Annotated in this window: 26 protein-coding genes and 1 pseudogene; 22 read left to right on the top strand and 5 right to left on the bottom strand. The window is 41.0% G+C overall.

Features of this window, described 5'->3' with window-relative positions; translation table 11 throughout:
- Positions 1–37: 37 nt before the first annotated feature.
- The 9 genes and pseudogenes from IEY42_RS01725 to IEY42_RS01685 all read left to right on the top strand — a co-directional run.
- Entirely contained in the window at positions 38–271 is a 234-nt protein-coding gene (locus IEY42_RS01725) for an acyl carrier protein (RefSeq protein WP_188923650.1), read from the top strand.
- A gap of 19 nt (positions 272–290) precedes the next feature.
- Positions 291–1,052, top strand: coding sequence for an SDR family NAD(P)-dependent oxidoreductase (locus tag IEY42_RS01720; RefSeq protein ID WP_188923649.1), 762 nt, complete (start codon positions 291–293; stop codon positions 1,050–1,052).
- Between the two features lie 10 nt (positions 1,053–1,062).
- The gene (gene pseH, locus IEY42_RS01715) at positions 1,063–1,629 is read left to right on the top strand and encodes a UDP-4-amino-4,6-dideoxy-N-acetyl-beta-L-altrosamine N-acetyltransferase (RefSeq protein WP_188923648.1); all 567 of its coding nucleotides are present in this window, start codon (positions 1,063–1,065) and stop codon (positions 1,627–1,629) included.
- Positions 1,626–1,871: a phosphopantetheine-binding protein gene (locus tag IEY42_RS01710; RefSeq protein WP_188923647.1), complete on the top strand. Its 246-nt coding sequence runs from the start codon at positions 1,626–1,628 to the stop codon at positions 1,869–1,871. Before pseH ends, IEY42_RS01710 begins: the two co-directional genes overlap by 4 nt.
- The gene (locus tag IEY42_RS01705) at positions 1,871–3,016 is read left to right on the top strand and encodes an AMP-binding protein (RefSeq protein ID WP_188923646.1); all 1,146 of its coding nucleotides are present in this window, start codon (positions 1,871–1,873) and stop codon (positions 3,014–3,016) included. Before IEY42_RS01710 ends, IEY42_RS01705 begins: the two co-directional genes overlap by 1 nt.
- Positions 3,013–3,738 carry an SDR family NAD(P)-dependent oxidoreductase gene (locus IEY42_RS01700; protein ID WP_188923645.1) on the top strand — a complete coding sequence of 242 codons (726 nt, stop codon included), beginning with the start codon at positions 3,013–3,015 and terminating at the stop codon, positions 3,736–3,738. The genes IEY42_RS01705 and IEY42_RS01700 overlap by 4 nt, the downstream gene beginning before the upstream one ends.
- A 10-nt stretch (positions 3,739–3,748) precedes the next feature.
- Positions 3,749–4,939: a class I SAM-dependent methyltransferase gene (locus IEY42_RS01695; protein ID WP_188923644.1), complete on the top strand. Its 1,191-nt coding sequence runs from the start codon at positions 3,749–3,751 to the stop codon at positions 4,937–4,939.
- A gap of 1 nt (position 4,940) precedes the next feature.
- On the top strand, positions 4,941–6,158 hold the full coding sequence (locus tag IEY42_RS01690) for a class I SAM-dependent methyltransferase (protein WP_188923643.1): 1,218 nt from the start codon (positions 4,941–4,943) through the stop codon (positions 6,156–6,158).
- A 205-nt stretch (positions 6,159–6,363) separates the two neighbouring features.
- A pseudogene (locus IEY42_RS01685) lies at positions 6,364–6,627 on the top strand (integrase core domain-containing protein); the annotation flags it as partial.
- 230 nt (positions 6,628–6,857) lie between these two features.
- On the opposite strand, the gene pseC reads toward IEY42_RS01685, so the two are convergent.
- The gene (gene pseC, locus IEY42_RS01680; protein WP_188923642.1) at positions 6,858–8,009 is read right to left on the bottom strand and encodes a UDP-4-amino-4,6-dideoxy-N-acetyl-beta-L-altrosamine transaminase; all 1,152 of its coding nucleotides are present in this window, start codon (positions 8,007–8,009) and stop codon (positions 6,858–6,860) included.
- Entirely contained in the window at positions 8,009–9,007 is a 999-nt protein-coding gene (gene pseB, locus IEY42_RS01675; protein ID WP_188923641.1) for a UDP-N-acetylglucosamine 4,6-dehydratase (inverting), read from the bottom strand. The genes pseC and pseB overlap by 1 nt, the downstream gene beginning before the upstream one ends.
- A 609-nt stretch (positions 9,008–9,616) precedes the next feature.
- Here pseB and IEY42_RS01670 point away from each other — a divergent pair.
- From IEY42_RS01670 to IEY42_RS01660, 3 genes are all read left to right on the top strand, one after another.
- Positions 9,617–12,100 carry a 6-hydroxymethylpterin diphosphokinase MptE-like protein gene (locus tag IEY42_RS01670; RefSeq protein WP_188923640.1) on the top strand — a complete coding sequence of 828 codons (2,484 nt, stop codon included), beginning with the start codon at positions 9,617–9,619 and terminating at the stop codon, positions 12,098–12,100.
- A gap of 112 nt (positions 12,101–12,212) precedes the next feature.
- Positions 12,213–12,692 carry a DUF2947 domain-containing protein gene (locus IEY42_RS01665; RefSeq protein ID WP_188923639.1) on the top strand — a complete coding sequence of 160 codons (480 nt, stop codon included), beginning with the start codon at positions 12,213–12,215 and terminating at the stop codon, positions 12,690–12,692.
- Between the two features lie 81 nt (positions 12,693–12,773).
- Positions 12,774–13,334, top strand: coding sequence for a chalcone isomerase family protein (locus IEY42_RS01660; protein ID WP_188923638.1), 561 nt, complete (start codon positions 12,774–12,776; stop codon positions 13,332–13,334).
- A 52-nt stretch (positions 13,335–13,386) separates the two neighbouring features.
- Here the strand turns inward: IEY42_RS01660 and IEY42_RS01655 are convergent, their stop codons facing one another.
- From IEY42_RS01655 to flgA, 3 genes are all read right to left on the bottom strand, one after another.
- Entirely contained in the window at positions 13,387–13,812 is a 426-nt protein-coding gene (locus IEY42_RS01655) for a flagella synthesis protein FlgN (RefSeq protein WP_188923637.1), read from the bottom strand.
- A 96-nt stretch (positions 13,813–13,908) separates the two neighbouring features.
- Entirely contained in the window at positions 13,909–14,238 is a 330-nt protein-coding gene (gene flgM / locus IEY42_RS01650) for a flagellar biosynthesis anti-sigma factor FlgM (RefSeq protein ID WP_188923636.1), read from the bottom strand.
- A gap of 73 nt (positions 14,239–14,311) precedes the next feature.
- Positions 14,312–15,019 (bottom strand): flagellar basal body P-ring formation chaperone FlgA, encoded by a 708-nt coding sequence (gene flgA / locus IEY42_RS01645; RefSeq protein ID WP_188923635.1) that lies wholly within the window; start codon positions 15,017–15,019, stop codon positions 14,312–14,314.
- Between the two features lie 376 nt (positions 15,020–15,395).
- On the opposite strand from flgA, the gene IEY42_RS01640 reads away from it, so the two are divergent.
- The 10 genes from IEY42_RS01640 (at position 15,396) to IEY42_RS01595 (ending at position 23,987) form a co-directional block, all read left to right on the top strand.
- The gene (locus tag IEY42_RS01640; RefSeq protein WP_188923634.1) at positions 15,396–16,316 is read left to right on the top strand and encodes a chemotaxis protein CheV; all 921 of its coding nucleotides are present in this window, start codon (positions 15,396–15,398) and stop codon (positions 16,314–16,316) included.
- A gap of 56 nt (positions 16,317–16,372) precedes the next feature.
- Entirely contained in the window at positions 16,373–17,206 is an 834-nt protein-coding gene (locus IEY42_RS01635; protein ID WP_188917892.1) for a CheR family methyltransferase, read from the top strand.
- A 136-nt stretch (positions 17,207–17,342) separates the two neighbouring features.
- Positions 17,343–17,741, top strand: a complete 399-nt coding sequence (gene flgB / locus IEY42_RS01630; RefSeq protein WP_188923633.1) for a flagellar basal body rod protein FlgB — start codon at positions 17,343–17,345, stop codon at positions 17,739–17,741.
- A gap of 2 nt (positions 17,742–17,743) precedes the next feature.
- Complete coding sequence (gene flgC, locus IEY42_RS01625) at positions 17,744–18,160, top strand: flagellar basal body rod protein FlgC (RefSeq protein ID WP_188923632.1); 417 nt, start codon at positions 17,744–17,746, stop codon at positions 18,158–18,160.
- Between the two features lie 23 nt (positions 18,161–18,183).
- Complete coding sequence (gene flgD / locus IEY42_RS01620; protein WP_188923631.1) at positions 18,184–18,966, top strand: flagellar hook assembly protein FlgD; 783 nt, start codon at positions 18,184–18,186, stop codon at positions 18,964–18,966.
- A 60-nt stretch (positions 18,967–19,026) separates the two neighbouring features.
- Positions 19,027–20,400 (top strand): flagellar hook protein FlgE, encoded by a 1,374-nt coding sequence (flgE, locus tag IEY42_RS01615; protein ID WP_188923630.1) that lies wholly within the window; start codon positions 19,027–19,029, stop codon positions 20,398–20,400.
- Positions 20,401–20,651: 251 nt separating this feature from the next.
- Positions 20,652–21,395: a flagellar basal-body rod protein FlgF gene (gene flgF / locus IEY42_RS01610; RefSeq protein ID WP_188917902.1), complete on the top strand. Its 744-nt coding sequence runs from the start codon at positions 20,652–20,654 to the stop codon at positions 21,393–21,395.
- An 11-nt stretch (positions 21,396–21,406) separates the two neighbouring features.
- Entirely contained in the window at positions 21,407–22,195 is a 789-nt protein-coding gene (flgG, locus tag IEY42_RS01605) for a flagellar basal-body rod protein FlgG (RefSeq protein ID WP_188923629.1), read from the top strand.
- 9 nt (positions 22,196–22,204) lie between these two features.
- Entirely contained in the window at positions 22,205–22,879 is a 675-nt protein-coding gene (gene flgH / locus IEY42_RS01600) for a flagellar basal body L-ring protein FlgH (protein WP_188923628.1), read from the top strand.
- 10 nt (positions 22,880–22,889) lie between these two features.
- Entirely contained in the window at positions 22,890–23,987 is a 1,098-nt protein-coding gene (locus IEY42_RS01595) for a flagellar basal body P-ring protein FlgI (RefSeq protein WP_188923627.1), read from the top strand.
- The last annotated feature ends 6 nt before the right edge of the window (positions 23,988–23,993 follow it).

Here is a 23,993-nt window from a genome sequence, read left to right as displayed (position 1 = left end):
TGTAAATAAAAAACACGATAAATTAGAGGTGAATAAGATGAACAGACAAGAATTTTTAAACAACTTAGAAGAGATATTAGAACTTGATGATAACACCTTAAAAGGTGATGAAGTATTGATGGAGCTTGAGCAGTGGGATTCATTAGCTTTTCTGAGCGTGATTGCAATGGCTGATGAATATTTTGACATCATCATTCAAGGTGACAAATTAGAAGAAATCAAAACAGTAGCGGATCTTATTACACTGGTTGAAGAACATTTAACTGTATAATTAACTAGTCGGTACCGAGATGATCTTTAATCCTATGGATTTCAGCGGTAAAAGAGTATTGATTACTGGCGCATCGGCAGGCATTGGCCGCGCATGCGCCGTGTTACTCGCTAAATTGGGCGCAACCTTGATACTCAATGGTCGCGACCTGGTCGCTCTTGAAAAAACAGCCTCAAGCCTTGAAGGCTGCGGTCATGTTTGTTCGCCATTTGATATGGCTGATACCGATAAACTTTCTGATTGGGTCAAGTCATTAGTTAAAGAATACGGTTATATTGATGGTTTTGTTCATTGCGCAGGCATTCAAATAACCAAACCTATACGGGTATTTGACCAAGCATTTTTTAACGAAACTATGCATGTCAATTTAGCTAGTGCTATGGCTATCGCCAAAGGTTTCAGGCTCAAGCGTGATCGCTCTAAGCAAGGTGCGATTGTTTTTGTGTCCTCAATTGCGGGGCTTATTGGCCAAACAGGTAATACAGTATATGGCGCAAGCAAAGCAGGTTTAATGTCGCTAACTCGAGGGTTATCGATGGAGTTACTGCGGGATAATATTAGGGTTAATTGTGTTGCGCCTGCACTCGTTGAAACAGAGATGGCACAACGCACCCAAGACAGTATGACCGAAGCACAATATCAGCATATGCTTAACCAACATCCTATGGGATTAGGGCAGCCAGAAGATGTGGCCAATGCGGTAGCCTTTTTACTTAGCGACGCTGCTAAGTGGATAAACGCTGTCACACTGCCAGTTGAAGGCGGCTATTTAGCAAATTAAGAAGTAGATAATGGCGTTAAATTTTAAACGTGTAGATGTCAGTGATGCAGAGTTATTGCTCAAGTGGCGTACCGATCCAGAAATTACTAAACACATGTTCAGTGATCTTGAAGAGCCATCATTAGACAAACAAAAAAACTGGATACAGTCACTTGAAAAAAATGACAACTATCGTGGTTACATGATCCAAGATGATGGTGTTTCAATTGGCTTTTTGTGTTTTACCGATATAGATAGACAACACCAACGCTGCAGTACGGGGTCTTATATTTATGAGCGTCATGCGAGACTCAAATATGGTGTCACAATGCATACTTATATTTGTAACTATGTTTTTTACCAGCTAAAACTCAACAAAATTGTAAACTATGTACTTGATGCAAATGAAAAAGTGGTCAAGCTACAGACATTGCATAAAACGCGTTTAGTCGGTCACCTAAAGCAACATATTTGTAAAAATGGCCAGCTACTGGATGTGCACATTTTTGAGCAGCTAAAAGAAGATTGGTTAACCCAAAAGCAACATTTTAGCTTAGATAAAATTTCAGCCGCTTTTAATGATTGGAATAATATATGAGTAACTTAGCCGATATCATCCTCAATGAGACCCGTCAAATTATTGAAAATAAGGCCGAGGTTTGTCCTGAAATAACTGTCGAGTCAGAATTTTTAGTCGACTTACCAATGGACTCATTGGACTTAGCAACATTGATTGTGACTTTAGAATTAACAACCGGAATAGATCCTTTTCGTGATGGATTTAAGACGTTTCACAGCATTGCTGAACTGATAGCGCTTTATGAAGGTGCTGCAGTTTAATGTTTGTTATCGATGAGCTATTCTCATTAATTGAGCCGGACTTACAGTGCAGTGGAATTGATTTTACTCCTAGCTCTAGCTGTGAAGGCAGAGCGTTTATCGAACTTAGTGGTACTGATAACACCTCAAATAGTCCTCTAGTATCGAAAATGATCCAGGCGATGCTTGATGCACAACAAGCTGATATCCCAGTTATTTTTAATCGAACTAATCAAGATATTGATGGCAGCAATCTTCCAACAGGTTTCGCTATTGGACTATTAACATCGGGTACGACGGGGCAACCCAAGTTGGTTTTTCATCGGCTAAGCAAATTGATGCCTAAAAATGCTAACAATCCCGAAAAAGTGGCTAGCAGGTGGCTACTTTGTTATCACCCAATGAGCTTTGCTGGTTTACAAGTCATTTTGCAGGCTATTGTTAGTAAAGACACCTTGATTGCCGATGTTGATGCCAATCTTCAATGCAAAGCCGAGCTTGCGATAAAGCATAATGTTAATGCCATTAGTGCGACTCCTTCAATGATGCGGGCGTTATTAATGAGCTGGCATACAAAATCACCACCATTGGCCGTTATTACTCTGGGCGGAGAAATAGCAGACCAGCACACCTTAGATACTATCAAGTTACAATGTCCTAAGGCTAAGGTGCGTCATATCTACGCAACGACTGAAGCTGGTGTCATATTTTCAGTTAAAGATGGATTAGCGGGCTTTCCTCGAACTTGGCTAAAACAAGAATTTAATGGCTTGCAATTAACCGCTACGCATACATTACAATTAAACAGGCTTAACGAGTCTATCGACACCGGCGACTGTATTACACTCAGTGGTGACAGAGTATTATTTACTGGTCGAGAAGATAGTTTAGTGAATGTAGGTGGTGTTAAGGTTAATCTTGAAACCTTAGAGCAAAAAATTATTGCATTGGTTGGAATAACTGACGCAAGAGTCTATGCCAAAGCTAACCCTATTACAGGGGCACTTATTTGCGTAGAGTTATGCGCTGATGATCAACAGATTGCTAAAGAAGCACTTAAAGAACTTGCCGAACAATTAGAACCTGCGGCACGCCCTAGAATTATCACCTTTAGTGAGCAAATTAGTCTTTCTGCGACGGGTAAAAAACAAAGGTTGATTCAATGAAACACATTATGGTCACAGGCGGTAGTCGTGGGCTGGGTTTAGGCATAGTTATTCACTTACTTAATCAAGGTTATAAGGTCTCTACCTGTAGTCGCAATAAAACGACGGCGGTCGACGACCTAGTAAATAACAACGAACATGTTAAGTGGTTTCAATGTGAAGTCGGTAATGCAGAACAAACCGCTACATTTGTAAAATCTGCCTGTGAATGGGCAGAAGTACCACTTTGGGGGCTCATCAATAATGCCGGTATTGCAAAAGAGGGGGTGTTAGCCACCTTTCCTAATGTAGAATCTGATGCGTTATTGCAAGTGAACTTAAACGGTGCGTTGTACTTTGCCCGTGAAGTACTTAGGGTATTCTTAAGGCAGAATACTGCGGGGCGAATTATCAATATAAGCTCAATCATTGGTAGTCGAGGTTATACTGGTCTTGCAGCCTATTCTGCGTCAAAGGCGGGGTTAGATGGTTTAACCCGTGCACTTGCTAGAGAGAATGGCCGCCGAAATATTACCGTTAATTCGATTGCTCCTGGTTATCTCGACACTGAGATGTCGTCGACACTTTCAGATAAAAAACGCGATCAAATTATCCGCCGTACACCTATGCATCGTTTGGGCACAGTTGCAGATATAACCCCTGCAATCAGTTTCTTGTTATCCGATGAAGCAGCATTTATCACTGGGCAGACGCTGACGATTGACGGCGGTATTACCAACTAGGACTTCACCTATGGCTATAGCTTCATGTCAGCTTTGTAACCGTCAGCAATGGCAAATATTTTCAGATATTTCATTTGGGATATGGGAGGAAAGTAGCACAATACTTTCCCGTCAAAACTCAGTTTATCCTTTATCTAAATGTAAACATTGTGGACACGTGCAGATTAGTCATGAATATACACCAGCTTTATTTGAAAAGTTGTATTTTCACTCTACCCAAGAAGCCGTCATGTGGCATGAAACTCTAGTGGGTGATAATAGTCCATATGAAGAGATGATAGACTTTGCATTAAATGATTCGACACCTAAGACTGTCGTCGATTTTGGTTGTGGCGAAGGGAAACTATTAGCAGCTGCCAATAAACGACTGCCAGACAGTAAGTTAGTCGGTATCGATTTTAATGACCGTTTTTCTGAAGATAATATTTACTATCTCTCGTTCGATTTAAATAATCTCGATCAGTTGCCTAACCAACATTGGCCAGAGGGGATTGATTTAGCGATGGCTTCGCATGTATTAGAGCATGTAATTAATCCAGTTAACTTTTTACAGCATATCAAACGACAATTGAGCCCAAGTGGGGTGGTGTTTATTGAAGTTCCTGACTTTTCACAATGCCATATCCTTCAATCCATTGGTATGAGTAATTTAGTTAATTTACAGCATATCCATTACTATACGGCAGACTCTATAACTTTTACAGCGAAACGAGCTGGATTTAAAGTGGTCAAAATTAGTCGTATAACAACAGGCTATATACCCAGATTACAGGTATTACTAACCCCAAATGAAATAGTCCAATCTCATCCATCATCTTCTTTATTTGATGCCGCGAATGTGATCAAACATTATCAAGCACAATGTCGTCAATTACGGGCTAATCTAGCCGATGCATTACGTGAGAGTATAAGCCGAGATGGTAAGGTTGGTATTTGGGGAGTAGGGGCTGATTTTTATAACCTGATGACTGAGCATGCTGATATAAATGACTCGATTAAGCAAGGCAATATTGTGCTGTTTGATTACGCACTAAAAGACAGAATACTCCAGCAGCACCCCATCTTATGCAGTAGCCAAATCCCTTCGGCTAAGTATACCGTTTTTATGAGTCCTCAACTTGCAGAAACAAGGATAAAGATGCGAGCACTTAGCCAAGATTGGCATAATGTTTTAGACCCTTTTTATACCGGGAATGACTAAGATGAGCACGATAGTTGCGACGCAAACATCATGTGAAGTATGCGGTCATACAGCATGGCAGCACATAGATACACTTACCTCCGGCATTTGGGATAAGCAGGCTAAAGAACTCAAAAGGCAAGTGCTCCGTTTCCCTATCGGACAGTGCCAGCATTGTAGCCATGTTCAAGTAACCATCCCTTATACTGATGCAATATTTGGTGCACTTTATTTTTCCAATGCGCTAGAGCCTGATATGTGGTGTGATACTCCTGAAGGAGAGAAGTCTCCTTATGAGGAGATGTCAGCTTTTTTCGCATCCTATATAAAAATGGGCGCGCATATTGTTGACTTTGGCGCGGGTGGTGGTGCGACGCTGAAGCATATTGATAGTCAATTTAAAGAGTTTTCAATCAAGCTTTCTAGTGTAGATTTTCACGACCACATACAATCGAATACAGTCGAACATATTACTGCTAACTTAAATCAACTGGATACAATCCTACCTCATTTTGCTAAATATCCAATCAATATCGCAATCAGCACACATGTTCTTGAGCACATAGTCGAACCGGTGCGTTATTTAACGCAAATGAGCGAATGTCTAGTTGAGGACGGTATTATTTTCATCGAAGTGCCAGATTGCAGTCCAGATGCTTTTACAGATAACTTGGGTGTGACCAATATTGTTCATTGCCAACATATTCATTATTACACCAAAGACTCTCTCAAGTTAATTGCTGAAAAAGCGGGTTTGAAAATTATCAATCAACAGCAGCTAACCACAGGTGACATTCCCAGATTATTGTTGCTATTAAAAAAAGTGACCACGGTGCAAATAAGTCATCATAGCGTTATAAAACACTCCGCTAAGCTTGCTGTTGAGCAGCGTTTCTCTCAGTATAATGGTTACTTGGGTGCTCTATTTAATCGGATCCAGCAGAAACTAACGCAGCAAGAAAAAGTCGGGTTGTGGGGCATCGGTGGAGATTTTTATTTATTAATTCAATCGTATCCTTCAATACTTACGGCAATAGAGAATCAAAAAATAATGCTTTATGATTATGAGCTTGCAGGTCACACTTTTGCGGGACAAGAGATTTTATCTAGCACTGGATTAGAATTGGTGGTTAATATTGTCTATATTGTACCAATTTATGCGCCGACTAGAGAAAGAATGACAAAACTGTCTCAAAATTGGCACCCTCAAATCATCGATCCTTATTTAGATTTTGAATGAACGTGGCAACAATAAAATTCTGCACATTCTCTGTTAAGGGAGGGTTACAAAATAATGACTATGACTGTAATAAGGTTCTGTTCCAGAATAGCCCGGAAGAAAGCCTTTTTCAGATATAAAGGCTCAAGGTAAACTGATTCTAGGATAATATTATTTTTTACTCATGTACTTACAAAATCTCTAAATCTTTTTGATAGTCTATTGCGGTAAGCTGCTATCGAACTATGGTGTCCGAGCCAGTATGGGGGATGTGGGTGCGTGTTGGGATAATGCCGTCGTTGAACGTTTCTTTGGTAATTTGAAACACGATTGGATTTTTAAAGTTGCTCAACCAACAAGGGAGTTTATGAAGCAAGATGTGACGGCTTACATGAAATATTACAACTTGGAGCGACTTCATTCTGCTAATGGTGATCTGTCACCTGTAGAGTTTGAAAATTCTCAATTAAAAGTGTCCAGTTTGGCTTGACCAGTACATATAGCTTCTTTAAATTGAACTGAATGTCTTTGATAATTCACTTGCTTTAACTTACCGCAGCCTGTTTATTTACAAAATAATTAAGGCGACAACTATCTTGAAAAATTCCGGGAAGCTAAACTTAAAATATCTATATAAGAACTTTTAGTGAGATTAGTTTTCGAACAAGATGACTTTGTACCTACAACTTAATCAGCACGGTTTTAGTGCCATTTTCATTCTTAAGAGCCTAATATTTTAGTAAGATTAGTGACAATAAAATCCTGTTCACTTTCTGTTAGCTCAGTGTAAAGCGGCAACGTTAAACAGTGACTATAATAAGCTTCCGCTCCAGGGCAATGACCAGGCAAGAAGCTTTTTTGTAGATAGAAAGGCTGAAGGTAAACAGGGAAATAATGCACGTGTACACCAATTCCGGCTAAACGCATTAAATTGAATACAGACTTGCGGTCAATATCCGCAGGCAAGTGCACAATAAACAGATGATATGCGCTGTGACAATGCTCAATCGGATTAATGAACTTAATATTCAGCTTATGAAGCAGCAACTGATAACGTTTAGCCAATTTATTACGCTTAGCAACAAACTCACTCAAGCGTGTAATTTGACTATTACCTAATCCGGCTTGTAAATCTGTCATCCGATAATTGAACCCAAGGTTATGTTGCTCATAGTACCAATCACCTTCATCAGGTCTTAGCATCTCATTTGCGGATTTAGTTATGCCATGGCTGCGGTACGATTGCATTGCTTGAGAAAGTCGCAGACAATTTGTTGTTGCAACGCCTCCTTCAGCAGTGGTGATGATTTTAACAGGATGAAAACTGAAAACGGTAATATCACTAAATTGACAACTACCAATAGGCATATCAGCATAGCGTCCACCAATAGCATGCGCGGCATCTTCAATGATTTTTATCCCATAAGGCTTTACTAGCTTAGATATCGCTTGCATATCACAACTGTGGCCAGCCATGTGCACAGGAATAATAACCTTAGGTAATATTCCTAACCTATTGGCCTGAATAAGTTTTCTCTCTAATGCAAGGGGACACATATTGGCTGTTGACGGATCAACATCAACAAAATCAACTTCTGCACCGCAATAGAGTGCACAATTGGCGGAGGCAACAAAAGTGATCGGGCTTGTCCAAACAATATCTCCTTTGCTAACCCCCAATGCTAGACAGGCAGCGTGCAGCATCGATGTTGCGCTATTTCCTGCTACGGCAAAATTAGCTTGTGTTTCGCGACAAATATTAGCTTCAAACAGAGGGACTTGGGGCCCTTGGGTTAAATTATCACTTTTTAAGACGCTAACGACAGCTTCGATATCTGCCGTATTTAAATCTTGCCGTCCGTATGGGATCATTAAACACTCTCCTCATCCAAATCTTTTATTTCAGCGGTAGATAAAAAGTGGTGATTGTTACCAGAATGATATTCAAACCCCGGTTTAACTAAAGCTCCTTTTTCACCGAGTTGACTGATAGAGTAATCATGCTCACGACCAAAGAAGGAAATACTTGGGGTTATCACAAAGTGATCATCAAATTCGATGGTGTGATGTGAATCATCAGCAGGGCACATAATTTCATGCATTTTTTCACCAGGGCGAATACCGACAATATCGTGTTTAAGGCCAGGACCGTAAGCTTCAGCTAAATCAGTAATACGCACCGATGGTATTTTAGGTACGAAGATTTCTCCGCCTTGCATACGCTCGAAATTTTTGAGTACAAAATCAACACCGTCTTGCAATGTTATCCAAAAACGTGTCATGTCTGGATGAGTTATAGGCAGTGCTGTTGCACCATTACTAAATAGCTGCTGGAAAAAAGGCACTACTGAGCCGCGAGAGCCAACAACATTACCGTATCTTACCGCTGAAAATCGTGTATCGCCTTCGCCTACAATATTATTACCTGCAACAAACAACTTATCGGAAACTAATTTAGTTGCACCGTAAAGATTGATTGGATTTGCGGCTTTATCGGTAGAAAGTGCTATAACTTTTTTGACCTTATTCGCAATTGCCGCTTTGATGACATTTTCAGCACCATGAATATTGGTTTTGATGCATTCCATCGGATTATATTCCGCTGCTGGGACATGCTTTATTGCCGCAGCGTGAATAACATAATCCACTTCCTTAAATGCCTGCATCATACGATCGCCATCACGGACATCACCAAGAAAATATCTCATACACGGTGCATTATAGATTTGCTGCATTTCATACTGCTTGAGTTCATCGCGAGATAAAATAATCAATCTTTTGGGGTTGTATCGCTCTAAAATAGTCTTAGTATATTTCTGACCAAATGAACCTGTACCGCCAGTTATTATAATCGATTTATTGTCAAACATGTACTCTCCCAATTAGTGTCTTAGCAGTCCAGCTTTGTTTTTATTTCGGCTTTAAGCTGGTTAAAGGCAATCTTTTGATAATTTAAAAAATAGTTACAAGAGTTAAGCAATTTACGTTCCATAAATAGATTTGAGCACGAAACCACTCATGACCACATACTTACAGGGGAACCGCATGAGTGTGTTTTTTGTTCGCTATGAATTATTGTAATACTGATTTACTTCCAGTCGATTATAAGCGAAAACTTACTGAACAAATGTAGTTGTAAAAACATACTAAAAAGGGTTCAAAAAACGTTTTTCATCTTGCCCTGAAGATACATATGTTAGTGTATTTGCGAGGGAAACTATATAAATACTATTATCTTAATAACTTAATTCTTATTGTCTAATCTTTTTGCTTTTTTTTAGCTGTATATTAGATTAAATATCGTGATTTCCTATCCTTGTGAAAAAACTACTGCCAAAAGCAAATATAATTTAAAAACGGCATTGATTTTGCTATTAGCAGATGGGTTTAGGATTAAATTTGTTGATTTGATTGAGTGAGTCGAAGTTTAATGACAATTAATTGACATTATTTATGTACAATCAACCGCAGAGGGCTACATGCTTAATACACCATCAGAAATAACTAACATATTTGCTATTAGTCAGTTCGGAGAAGGATACTTACCAAGTGTTAATAGAAAGACCTTTGAAAAAGTTGACTCAGTCTCATTGTACGATGAAAGGTTTAAAAATGCCTTTAACACAGATGATACATTACATGTCATCATTGGTATGGATTCTGGCCTGTTAACTAATTACTTGATGGATCGTCCGCTGGCAAGGGGGAGTAAATATATCTTTGTTGAATTACCTGACATTTTAGCTTTATTGACAATCGATATCCCTAAAGCTTTACACAATGACTTGATCATTTCTTCACCAGAAAAATTTTCTGCTCTTATCAAAGAAAATGAAAACAATTTATATATTGTTAAGCAGAAATTTAGAATTCATCGTTCCATCGCTGTAGCCGAGAACCATCTTGAGTCCTATTGCAAGCTTAATGCTCAAGTTGAAAAGACGCTAGAACATGAGTATTTTGAAAAACGTGTTGGTTTTAATCAAAAGATTTTCGTTAAGGCTCAGTTACAAAACCTAGCAGAGAACCTATTGCCAGCCTCTATTTTAAAGCAACAATTTGTTGGTAAAAGCTGCATTATATTAGGAGGAGGGCCATCTCTAGATGATTCTATTGAATGGATTAAAGCGAATACTGAACGATTAATTGTCATTGCTGTATCTAGGATAATGGGGAAGCTTGCTAAACTTAATATTAAAGTGGATATAGTAGTATCAGTTGATCCACTATCTCACAGTTTTGATGTTAATAAAGAGTTTATGGAGTTAGAGCATAATGCTTTATTGATTAACTCCTATCATGTTGCCCCGCAAATTATGGGGCAATGGAGAGGCTCTGCACTGTATACTGGTTCGCGTTGGCCTTGGGACAACGATACTGACCATGACAATATAAAGTCAGTCGGCCCAACAGTGACAAATAGTGCTATTGAAATTGCAACAGAAATGGGATTTAAGCAAGTCTTGCTATGCGGTGTCGATTTTTGTCATTCCCAAAAAGGAGTTACACACACACAGGGAACCTTTGGCGCAAGTTTAGGGCCCGATATCGGTGTTATGTTAGAATGGGTGGAGACTTATTCCGGTGAAATGGCAGAGACCCCGATTCAATTATTACATGCAATAGAATCATTACAGACCTCGATTATGCATCAAACAAGCACGATTTATATTAACTTGTCCAAAGATGCTGCTAAAGTAAACGGTGTGGAGTATCGAGCATGTCAGGATGTGCAGCTTGATTCCATTACCCATAAAAACCGTCAAATGCTAAGGCCTGAAACTTATCAACTCTCTACGCAACAAAGAACTGGCTATCTAATTGATACATTGAATAACCTCACAAAAACTCTGGATAAACTTCAACGGCTTAAGATCTTAATATCTGAAGCATTGGTACTGAATACTAAAATTGAAAAAAGCCAAAAAAAACCTCAATTCATTCCTGCTTTGGCAGATAAAATTGATAAGGTAGAACAAAAAATAAATAAAAAATTTACTTCATTAGTCCATCTTATTAAATTTTACGGTTACTATGAGTTTTCTCATTTTTTGTCGACAAAGAAAAAAGACGAATGGTCACAACAAGATGTGATAGACCAAACTCGCATCTACTACCAAGCATTGGAGACCATATCGACTGAGCTATCCGAACTAATCACTTCATCTATAAAACGTATTAACTGTCGAATAAACGAATACCAAGCTATAAGTGATGTCAACGCCTTATGTCATCAGTGGAATAATGATAAGCAATGGGGGAGGTCAGTTATTTGGCAACATAATCACCCTTTGCAATACGAGAGTTTATCAGCGACAGATCTGGAAAAAATTCAAACTTCTCAAGCATCATTCTACGAACAATTTGTTGTTAAACATTTTATAGACGAGACCAGCGATGCTGTTCTACCCAGAATGGATAATGCTTTTAAGAAACTACAAATTCTGCTCCATAATAGACATCTACTCGGTATCTCTAAGATTGTGGAATATACTTTACCTTTCATTGATACTAGTGCTGAGGTTTCTCGACTTTATCATCTAGCCTTAAGCTACCAACAAATGTTAGAGAAACATCCTCAAATGGCGCTTGAAACTATATTAAAATTGTCGGTAGAACTTTGTCGTGAGGCTGAGTTAAAACAGGTTATAAAATTATCTTTGGAGCTCAATAAACTTGGGCTCGCGACGACATACCTTGCAGAAATTATTCACTATAGTGATGAATACCTACCTCAATATGCTCATGCGTTAAATTTGAGTGGCAAACCACAAAAAGCGTTACATATCTACCTAGATTATTTAGATAAATACCCTGAAGATATTTTAGTATTGCTAAAGCTCGGTATTTTTTTAGTTCAAATGAATCAAATGGATAGTGCTAAAGCATGTTTTAAAAATGTATTGAGCCTAGATGTTAATAATCAAGCCGCAATACGTTACTTGCAGCAACTTGGTGGTTGAAAAAGGCAATCAATATAGTGCTGGTAGTTATTGATAACCATAATTTCCTTTGTGACCAGTCAAAACGTATAATGACTAGCGAATAAATTATACATTTCAATAGTGGGGTCACGTGGGACATACTTATATTTCATTTGAGAATTATAAACGTAAGTGGATTTTTAACCATAAAGATTTGCCTGTGTCAGATGATGATAAGGCGTTGATTAAGCCGTTGGCTGATAAAAGTGCCATGGAAGTCTGGAATAAGTGGATAAGCAATAAGAGCAGCCGTGCTGAACAATTTGCTAAAGGTGATTGGCCAGCAAAGCAAGATGCCTGGAGTGCAACCGAACACTGGCAGTCGGCGTGGGATTCAAATGATAACGCCTTGCCAGAAGCTATGCTTGAGCATATTCAATGGCCAGATGATGCAGTCGTTTATTTTTGCTATGAAAAATACCAAGTGATTGAAACTCGTTGGGACGTATTTGTACGTAACTGGAAGTGCTTTTTGTTTTTTGATGACGGTCCAATTTTAATGGCACCTAAACACAAACAAGCGCTGATGTTTGAGCAAAACGGTCAATATAAATTGGGTATGCGTGGCTAACAGATTTTTACTGCTTGGGCGCCTTTATGGCGCTGTTTTCTCACACCTAATGCATAAAATACATAACAATAACGAGAATATATGAAACTTAATCAATTAATTGGGTTAGTTTTTGCTGTGATGTTGCCGGTTGTTGCACAGGCAAAAGTGGTTGCTGATGTCGATGTTGCTGAGCAAGCGACGTTTGCAGAACAAGCTTTAGTACTTAATGGTGCTGGTGTGCGCAGTAAGTTTTTTATGGACCTATATGTTGGCAGTTTATATTTGCCAACAGCAGCAGATCAGTTAGACAGTGTGCTTGAACAACCTATAGCAGTGATTCAGTTAACCATTACGTCTGGGATGATCACCTCAGATAAAATGCGCAATGCGATAGAAGAAGGCTTTGACGCGGCAACAGATAGCAATACAGGTTCGATTAAAATGGATATTCAACACTTTACCCAATTATTTGCCGATGAAATTGTTGAGGGCGATCAATTTACTTTTGTGACTCAAAAAGGCAAAGGCGTGACCAGCATTAAGAATGATCAGGTTCAAGGTGAGATTGCGGGAGAGGCTTTCCGTCAGGCGTTATTAAAGATTTGGTTAGGTGATAACCCAGCACAAAAAAGCTTAAAACAGGATATGTTAGCGCAGTAAATCATCTGCTAGGTGCTAGATCTGATTTAATAGTCTCTAGCAGCGAAGCGTTCTAGGCTGTGAAATCATTACCTAAGGTTGATATCGTTGAGGTTTTACCTTTGTCATTATAGGTAAGGCTGGTGGCGTTTCGGCTAGCTTGCAGTGCTTGAGACAAGCGATTGATGGTCGCGATATTGTGTTCAATGAGGTTGGCGTTTTGCGCGTTGATGTCTTTACACTCCACCAATATTGCTTTAGCAGATGCCACTTTTTCGGCCAATTCTGGCTGCGTGGTTAACTTGTCATTTTCAGGGTGCGCTGCGAGCTTTTCATCAGTGACTTTGAGCAAACTCATGCGCTGCATTTTTTCTTTGGCAAGTTGCAGCAATTTGTCTGCATCTTGTTTTAGCAATGCACTTTTTTCGTCACTGATAAGTTGTTTTAGTTGAGTCAGCGTTTGATGCTGAGCATCAAGTAGCACAGTTAAATCGGTCATATATTACTCTTTTATTTTCGTGAACAGCACTTACCTATGATGCAATTATGCACCTAAGAATTCGTTGAAAATACCATAAAGAGTAACGTGTTACTGCTACTCTTTATCGAATGACAAGCCGCTTAATTCAGCTTCAAAACTCGCAATGTTTGCAGCTAGCTTTTCTGGGTCAACTTTATAACGACCTTCTGAAATAGCTTGTTTAATCTCAGCAACCTTTTTTTGATCTACTTCTGGCAATGCTGCCATTTTAGTTTGTGCACCTTGCAACTGTTGAGCTTGCGAAGTGATGCTAACAGAATCACTTTTAACCGGTGCAGCAGACTTTTGCGGCGCAGCGGTATCTGTTTGCGAAGTAGACTGCATTTCACGTGCGGTGCGCATCTGTGTATTGGTCGCAGTATTGTGCTTAATATCAATTGCCATGTGAGGCTCCAGCGTAATGAATCAGGTTTTCCTTACAGGCTATCGGCGCTCTAGGAAAAAACTTTAGACTATTTTACATTCTTACTTCAACTTCGCCAACGGCAATTACTATCGCTTCTAATTGTTTGTTACTTTGACTGTTTTTAACCCGGATTGATTCACCAATATTGCCGTCACGTAACGCTTCACCTAAGGTTTTTATTTGTATGCTTTGGGTTTTGGCATAAATTGAAATCATGTCGCCTTTACACACAAAGCACAGGTTGTTGCCAATAAGCGGCGAATCCTTTGCAACTCTGCGTTTAACGCGCGAACCTATTAATTCTTTTACATCAGAAAAAAACTGACCCTTTAAACTGTATTGATCAACATACTCAATGCTTAAATGTCGATAATCAATAATTTCATCCGGTGACAATAGCTCTGTAGCCACTACCACAGGGTATTGAATGCTGACTCGTACAGACAAATACATTTGCCACGGATAATCGTAATCGGGGGTTTCACAGCCTATTTTGACGGTGTTATTTCGGCTTATTTCCCTGTCGCTGGCTAATTCGACTGAAATCGGCGGGTAACAGCGCGGCGGAGTGAGGCGGCCTTCGAGGTTTTGAGGGGTAATGTCGACCTTAGCATTTGAGTCTACATCCATTTTTTCCTCAACCGCCTCTTTAGCTAATTGATAAATGGTCGATAATGAGGGAGCAACAGCTTCTTCGCTGGCAAATGCGGGCAAAGAAAGCGAGAGTGAGCACAAAAAACATAAAAAAATTACTTTCATAATGAAGATACTAGCTTGTTTTGCCAGAATACACCTATACTTTGAAAAACCATAAATACGCAAACCACATTGGCGTATTGAATAGACAGAAAACGGGTCGGTATAAGGGCTAATCATTAATGTTACCCTCCGTCAAAAAAGTACCGCACTGTCTTGTTAAGTAGTTTAAAGCAAGTTGTATGCCTATTTTTGATTGAGTTGCTGGATTGGTATTGGCGTCCTGGGTGTGCATACAATGATTAACACGTATTAGTTGCCAGTAACGTGTGTGACTAACCAAGTATCAATTATAATGAGCCAAAATAAACAACTAAGCTTATTATAATTTTAATAACAAATTATCCTTTAGGGTGACAGTTAACTACAAGGCCGCGATATGTCGAGCATTTTAGAATCAGTAAATAAACGTACCCAACTTGTTGGGCAAAACAGATTAGAGCTACTGCTATTTAGACTTAGTGGCCGTCAACGCTTTGGCATTAACGTGTTTAAAGTGAAAGAAGTTCTGCAATGTCCGCCATTAACGACCTTACCTAATTTAAATCCATTTGTTAAAGGTATTGCTCACATTCGTGGTGCAACCATTTCAGTGATTGATTTAAGTGCAGCAACGGGCGGCCGTCCGTTAACTTCTACCGAAAATTGCTTTATTATTATTTCTGAATATAACCGCAGCGTACAAGGTTTTTTGGTCAGTTCAGTTGAACGAATTATCAACATGAATTGGTCGGCGATTATGCCACCACCTCAGGGCGCGGGTCGTTATTCATACTTAACCGCAGTAACTGAAATTGAAGGCGAGTTAGTTGAGATTTTAGATGTGGAGAAAATTCTTGATGAAATTTCTCCAGTAAAAACCACCATCAGTAAAGAAGTCAATGAAACACTGACTATCGACAGAGAACAGCATTACCATATTATGGTTATCGATGACTCAGCGGTGGCGCGTAAACAGATTATCCGCTCGTTAGAATCATTAAACCTACAAATTGATACCGCCAAAGACGGAAAAGAAGCGTTAGATAAGCTTAAGAGTATTGCTAGCGAAATGGATGACGTGTCGCACGAAATCCCGTTAATTATTTCTGATATCGAAATGCCAGAAATGGACGGTTATACCTTAACGGCTGAAATCCGCGACGATCCTAAATTGAAAAATATCAAAGTGGTACTGCACACATCGCTCAGTGGTGTATTTAACCAGGCAATGGTTCAAAAAGTAGGTGCTAATGATTTTATCGCTAAATTCAATCCAGATGAATTAGCTGCAGCGGTAAATAAACATTTGAGTTTATAATGACAATGGTTTGAGTTGTTAAGCGTATAAAAGCTTACTTATTTTAGGATGATAATGTGACAGATAAATCACTTGCTGAAGCAGAGTACAATCAATTTAGGCTGTTTTTAGAGCAGCATAGCGGTATTGTGTTAGGCGAGAATAAACAATATTTAGTACGTAGCCGTTTAGCTCCTTTGATGGGTAAGCATAACTTACCGTCATTATCAGAGGTGGTTAAAAAGTCGATGAAGCCGACTGAACGTCAATTACGTGCCGAAGTTATTGATGCGATGACCACCAATGAGACTTTATGGTTTCGTGACCGTTATCCTTTTGAGTTATTACACAACACACTATTACCTGAATACAGCAAACTTGGTCGGCCATTAAAAATTTGGTCTGCTGCCTGCTCATCAGGGCAAGAGCCATATTCGTTGGCAATGACGGTTTTAGAATATCAACAGCGTAAGCCTGGCGCATTAGGCGGCGGGGCATCGATTCAAGCAACGGATTTATCGCCATCAATGCTCGAACGCTGTAAAAATGCGGAATACGACAGCTTAGCGTTAGCGCGTGGTTTGTCTGATGAACGCAAGCGTCAGTTTTTTGATGCTTTACCGTCAGGCAACATGAAAGTAAAAGATAATGTGAAGCGTTTAGTTAATTTTAGAGCGCACAATCTCCTTGAAAGTTATAGCTTATTAGGTAAATACGACATTATTTTTTGCCGCAATGTACTGATTTACTTTGCCCCAGAGGCAAAAGCAAAAATTTTGCGGCAATTTGCTGCCGCGCTTAACCCTAAAGGGATTTTATTTTTAGGTGCGTCAGAATCTATTGCCGGCTTAACCGAAGAATTCAACATGGTCCGTTGTAATCCTGGGATTTATTACCAGAAAAAAGTTTAGCTAAATTAATGCTTTATAATTTTTGCCATGCCGACGTTCGTCGGTATGTTCGTTTTTAATATCGTTTGTTCAAATATTTTAATTGTTGGCATAACCTTTGCTTTAATTCTATCAGTTAGCTGACGGAGGCAATTTTATGGCGATTAATTTCGATAATGCATTAGGTGTTCACCAATATTCTTTGGGCGTGCGTGCGCAAAGAGCAGAAGTGATTTCAAGTAATATCGCCAATGCCAATACTCCTCACTATAAAGCGCGAGACGTCGACTTTGCATCAGCTATGCAAGCTGCCACGTCTCAGCAAAAAGGCTTAGGCATGAGTCAAACCACAGAAAAACACTTTGATTTAACGTCATTAACGCAGCAGCACGTGCAATATCGCGTGCCTAATCAAGCTGACACGGGCGATGGCAACACAGTTGATACGCAAAAAGAGCAGACTGCATTTATGCAAAATGCGCTCGAATATCAAATGTCACTGGGTTTTCTTGAAGGTAAATTTAGTGGCATGCGTAAAGCATTGCGAGGTGATTAATCATGAGTTTATACAATATTTTTAATGTTTCTGGTTCAGGTATGTCAGCGCAATCTGTCAGGCTCAACACCACCGCCAGTAATATAGCCAATGCTGACTCTGTTTCGAGTAGTGTCGATAAAACCTATCGTGCACGACATCCTGTATTTGAAGCTGAAATGGCCAAAGCCAGCGGCCAACAAAATCAATCACCAGGGGTGTCAGTAAAAGGAATTGTTGAAAGCGACAAACCGTTAGTAAAAGAATATTCGCCAAGCCACCCACTGGCTGATGGTGACGGGTTTATTTATAAGCCAAACGTTAATGTGATGGAAGAAATGGCAGACATGATTTCTGCTTCGCGCTCTTACCAGATGAATGTACAAGTAGCAGATGCGACAAAATCCATGCTGCAACAAACATTGAATATGGGTAAATAGTTTGATTTTTCTAGGAGGCAGCTATGAGCCTAATTAATTCTTACAGTCAGTCTTTACCGCAAGCATCCAGTAGTACTTCCAATACCAGTGCGGTGACAAAAAGTTCGGTGCAAAGCACAACGACCACAACAACAGGTAACCCGTTTCTTGATTCGATTAGGCTACCTGAAGAAAGCGCGACGCCTGAAGCCAATGATCAAATGCTTAAGCAGGAAGATTTTTTCGCATTGCTCAGTCAACAGTTATCAATGCAAGACCCGTTTGAACCTGTCGATAACGATCAAATGATTGCCCAAATGGCATCGTTTTCAACCGTAGATGGTATCTCTAATCTTAACGATGAGATTTTAAACCTTAATACGGTAATGAGTTCAAGCCAGGCGTTACAAGCATCGGGCTTAGTGGGTCGCAAAGTACTTGTTCCATCAGACACCGGGGCCATTTCAACTGAAAGCCCAAATATTAACGGTGTTATCAGTACCCCATCGGCGATGGACACCATTACTGTTAGCGTTGAAGACCAATCAGGTCAGGTGATTAAAACCTTTAGCGTCGACGGCAGTGACGGCGGTAACGTCGATGTGTCGTGGGACGGTTTAGACAAAAATGGTGCCCCTGTTGAAGAAGGCTTGTATTCAATTAAAGCCAGCGGAAAAGTGGACGGGGAAGCACAGGAATTAGCGGTATCTACTTATGCTCATGTTAGCAGTGTGTCATTAGGCACTACAGCTACAGGGGCCATTTTGAATTTGCGCGGTGTCGGCGGTATTAAGTTAACTGACGTACTTGCCGTATCTGAAACTTAACAATATTTACTGAATGCTGAACCAGCCTGTAGATTTTGAATTAAACATTTGAGGTGAATTATGTCATTTAACATTGCTCTGAGTGGTATCTCTGCCGCGCAAAAAGACTTAAATACAACAGCAAACAACATTGCTAACGTTAATACTGTTGGCTTTAAAGAGTCACGTGCGGAGTTTGCCGATGTGTATGCCAACTCTATTTTTTCTAACAGCAAAACGGCTGTCGGCGGCGGGGTAACAACCACTCAAGTTGCACAGCAATTTCACCAAGGTAGTTTGCAATTTACCAGTAACTCATTGGATATGGCCATCAGCGGCGGCGGCTTTTTTGTTACCTCATCTGGTGTGGGCACTCAAGATTTATCTTACACGCGCGCCGGTGCATTCAAAGTCGATTCAGACAACTATATGGTTGATGCTGCAGGCAACTTTTTACAAGGTTTCCCAGTCGATGATGAAGGTAACTCAACTTCAGTAAGTTTAACCACCACCCAGCCAATCCAAATTCCTGATACTGCAGGTAGCCCGGTTAAAACTGGGGTTGTCGAGATGCAAATGAACCTTAATGTGGGTGAAGAAGCGTTAGACCCTGCTGCATTCGATCCTGATAACTCAGACACCTACAACAACTCAACGTCAGTGACCATTTATGACTCATTAGGTGAGTCACATATTATGACTACCTATTTTGTTAAGCCAACGGGTGGTTCATATAGCGGCGAGAGTAATTGGGTGGCATTCTATGCGGTAGATGGTGAACCTGTTGATGTAACCACTGCTGGTACTTATGAGACAGATACTACTGGTGATGGTTCTAAGGATAGTTCAAGTACCGCGAGTGCAACAAACCCTATTGATGGCACAACATGGAATGGAGCTGTGCTTAAGTTTAACGATGTTGGTGCTTATACCGCGAGCGACCCTGCTACTATTACAACTGAAGTGTTAGGAAGTGCAGGAGCAAGTGTGCTAGATCCAGGTGCTGATGGCACTCAAACGTTGGAAGTCAGATTTGATAGCCCAACCCAATATTCTTCACCATTTGAAGTCACCGCATTAAGCCAGGATGGTATTACCGTTGGTCGTTTAACCAATGTGGGTATTGGTTCAGACGGTCTAATCACGGCCAGTTACAGTAACGGTTCAACCGTACCGTTATCTCGTGTTGCGTTAGTGCGCTTTGCTAATGAGCAAGGGTTAACCCAGGTGGGTAATACTTCATGGAAAGCCAGTTTAGATTCAGGTGAAGCGTTAGCCGGTGAAGCAAATAGCGGTACTTTTGGTGGTATTCAGTCATCTGCACTTGAGCAATCTAACGTAGACTTAACCACCGAATTGGTTGATTTAATCTCGGCTCAGCGTAACTTCCAGGCTAACTCTCGTACCCTAGAAGTGAACAATACCCTAAACCAAACAGTATTACAGATCCGTTAATCTTTACTCACTATTTTTGATTAACACACAAGGTGTTGCCGTTGTCGGCAACACCTTGCCATTTTAAGTTTTTCCCACTTATTTTACCGTCCCACCGCTGTTTTTTTGACTCTTAATCACATCTTTTAATTACGTTAACTCTTTTATATTCAGTATATTGAATATATTCCTCTCAAAATAAATCTCATTGGCACGATGTTTGCTTTATCTCTGCATATATTATTTTTGTAGAAAGTTTGACGGAGCAGCAAATGGACAAATTTCTTTATGTTGCCATGACTGGCGCTAAGCAAGGCATGAATGCCTTAGCGGTCAGTGCTAACAACCTTGCCAACGCCAATACTGACGGTTTTAAAGCTGACATGACGCAAGCTCGCGCTATGCAAGCGTTTGGTGAAGGTCTGCCGAGTCGTGTTTTCTCAATGATTGAAAGCCCAGGCACTAACTTTGAAAGTGGCCCCATTGTCACAACCGGCCGTAACTTAGATGTTGCCGTTAAAGGCGATGGTTGGTTAGCCGTTCAAGCGGCTGATGGCTCTGAAGCCTACACCCGTGCCGGTAGCTTAAAATTTGACAGTACAGGTTTGTTGCTTAACAGCAGTAATCGCCCCGTGATGGGAGATGCTGGGCCAATCGTATTACCGTTGCCAATTGAAAAAGTCGAAATTGCCGCCAACGGTATTATCTCTGTTAGGCCACAAGGCGCGACAGCAGAAGTGATTGAAGAAGTTGCTCGCATCAAACTGGTTAACCCAGGTAACAATCAAATGATGCGCGGTGAAGACGGTTTATTTCGTCTTATGGCCGGCGGCAATGCCCCAAACGACCCCAACGTTGAAGTTGAAAGCGGCGCCGTTGAAGGCAGTAACGTCAACTCGGTACATGAAATGGTCGCCATGATTGACATTCAGCGTCAATACGAAATGCAAGTCAAAATGATGAAGAACGCCGAAGAGATAGATCGTGCGTCGACTTCCTTGATGAGAATTAGTTAGGAGTAATAGTTATGATTCCAGCGTTATGGATAAGTAAAACCGGTGTCGATGCCCAACAAACCAACATCTCGGTTATTTCTAACAACGTGGCCAACGCCAGTACGGTTGGCTTCAAGAAAAGTCGCGCGGTGTTTGAAGATTTACTGTATCAAACAGTCAATCAAGCCGGCGGCGTCAGTGCAGACAACACCAAATTACCTAATGGCCTAAACATTGGTGCAGGTACTAAAGTGGTTGCCACCCAAAAAATGTTTACTCAGGGCAGCATGCTGACCACCGACAACTCATTAGATTTAATGATTGAAGGCTCAGGCTTTTTTGAAGTGCAAATGCCAGACGGCACAGCAGCTTACACCCGTAACGGCCAATTTAGCTTGGACGATACCGGCCAAATTGTGACCCCTGGCTCAGGTTATGTAGTGCAGCCAGCCATTACGGTGCCAGATGATGCCACCAGTATTACCGTGTCAGCCGAAGGTGAAGTGTCAGTGCAAATCCCTGGCACTGCAGAAAGCCAGGTGATTGGCCAGTTAACCATGACCGACTTTATTAATCCGTCAGGGCTAGACCCATTAGGGCAAAACCTTTACACCGAAACCGGTGCCAGTGGTACGCCTATTCAAGGCACAGCCTCGCAAGATGGTTTAGGCGCTATTCGTCAAGGGGCACTTGAAACCTCTAACGTCAACGTGACAGAAGAGCTAGTGAACCTGATCCAAGGTCAACGTATTTACGAGATGAACTCAAAAGTGATTTCAGCCGTTGACCAAATGCTGTCTTACGTTAATCAGAACCTCTAAGGAGATATCATGATTAAATATATTACGTTAGCGTCAATGGTGTTGGTGGCGGGCTGTAGCTCTACACAAACAAAGCCGATTGCCGACGACCCATACTATGCGCCGGTATACCCAGATACGCCGCCGACGCAAGTGGCCGCTTCGGGATCTATTTTTCTTGATACTCAAGCATCGAGTTTGTACTCAGACATTCGTGCTCATCGCGTTGGCGATATCATTACTGTCACGTTAAAAGAGTCTACTCAAGCGAAAAAAAGCGCTAATAATGAAATTTCTAAAGGCAGTGACCTCAATGTTGCACCGGTTTATGCCGGCGGTAAAAACGTCACCATTAATGGCATCCCACTTGATTTAGGCTATTCCGATAGCATCAACACCACCCGCGAAGCCGATGCCGACCAGTCTAACAGTCTAGACGGCAGCATTTCTGCCAACGTCATGCAGGTGCTCAGCAACGGTAATTTAGTCATTCGTGGTGAAAAGTGGATTTCGATCAATAACGGTGATGAGTTTATTCGTGTTACTGGCATAGTGCGCAGCCAGGACATCAACCCAGATAACACCATCGATTCAACCCGAGTGGCCAATGCCCGTATTCAATACAGTGGCACAGGTTCATTTGCAGACTCACAAAAAGTCGGTTGGTTGAATTCGTTTTTCATGAGCGACTGGTGGCCTTTTTAAGGAGTAAGACATGAAAATCAAATTGTTGCTGTCGCTTATTACCTCAATGTTAATCCTTAGCACGCCCGTTCACGCCGAGCGCATTAAAGATATCGCCAATATTCAAGGCGTAAGAAGCAACCAGTTAATTGGTTATGGTTTAGTGGTGGGTTTACCCGGTACCGGTGAAAAAACCCGTTATACCGAGCAAACCTTTCGCACTATGCTAAAAAACTTTGGCATTAATTTACCAGATTCAGTAAGACCCAACTCAAAAAACGTCGCGGTAGTGGCTGTGCATGCCGACATGCCAGCGTTTATTAAGCCGGGTCAAAACCTTGACGTTACCGTGTCGAGTTTAGGCGAAGCCAAAAGCTTACGTGGCGGTACGCTTATTCAAACTTTCTTAAAAGGGGTTGATGGCAACGTTTATGCTATTGCTCAAGGCAGCCTTGTGGTGAGTGGTTTTAGCGCCGAAGGCCTAGATGGCTCGCAAGTGATTCAAAATACCCCAACGGTAGGCCGAATTCCCAGTGGCGCCATTGTTGAGCGCAGTGTCGCTAGCCCATTTTCAAGTGGCGATCACCTCACATTTAATTTACGTCGCTCAGACTTCTCTACCGCAAAACGCATGGCCGATGCCATTAATGATTTGCTTGGTCCAGACATGGCCCGCGCTATTGATGCAACTTCAATCCAAGTGAGTGCGCCGCGTGATGCATCACAACGGGTGTCGTTTTTATCAACCCTTGAAAACATTGAGGTTGAGCCTGCTGATGAGTCAGCCAAAGTCATTGTTAACTCACGTACCGGCACCATAGTGGTTGGCCAGCACGTTAAATTATTGCCTGCAGCCGTTACCCATGGCGGCTTAACGGTCACCATCGCTGAAGCCACCCAAGTATCACAACCTAACGCATTAGCGGGTGGCGATACTGTGGTAACCACCAACAGCACTATCGATGTGTCAGAAAAAGACCGTCGTATGTTTATGTTTAATCCAGGCACCAGCCTTGATGAGCTTGTCAGAGCCGTCAATCTAGTGGGCGCCGCACCATCTGATGTACTTGCCATACTCGAAGCATTAAAAATGGCAGGCGCTTTGCATGGTGAACTTATCATCATCTAAAAATTG

This window comes from Shewanella algicola (assembly GCF_014648035.1).
In the GTDB taxonomy this organism is placed as follows: Bacteria; Pseudomonadota; Gammaproteobacteria; order Enterobacterales; family Shewanellaceae; genus Shewanella; species Shewanella algicola.
The sequence above is the reverse complement of the archived record's forward strand: the minus strand, read 5'-3'. Positions and strand labels throughout refer to the sequence as shown.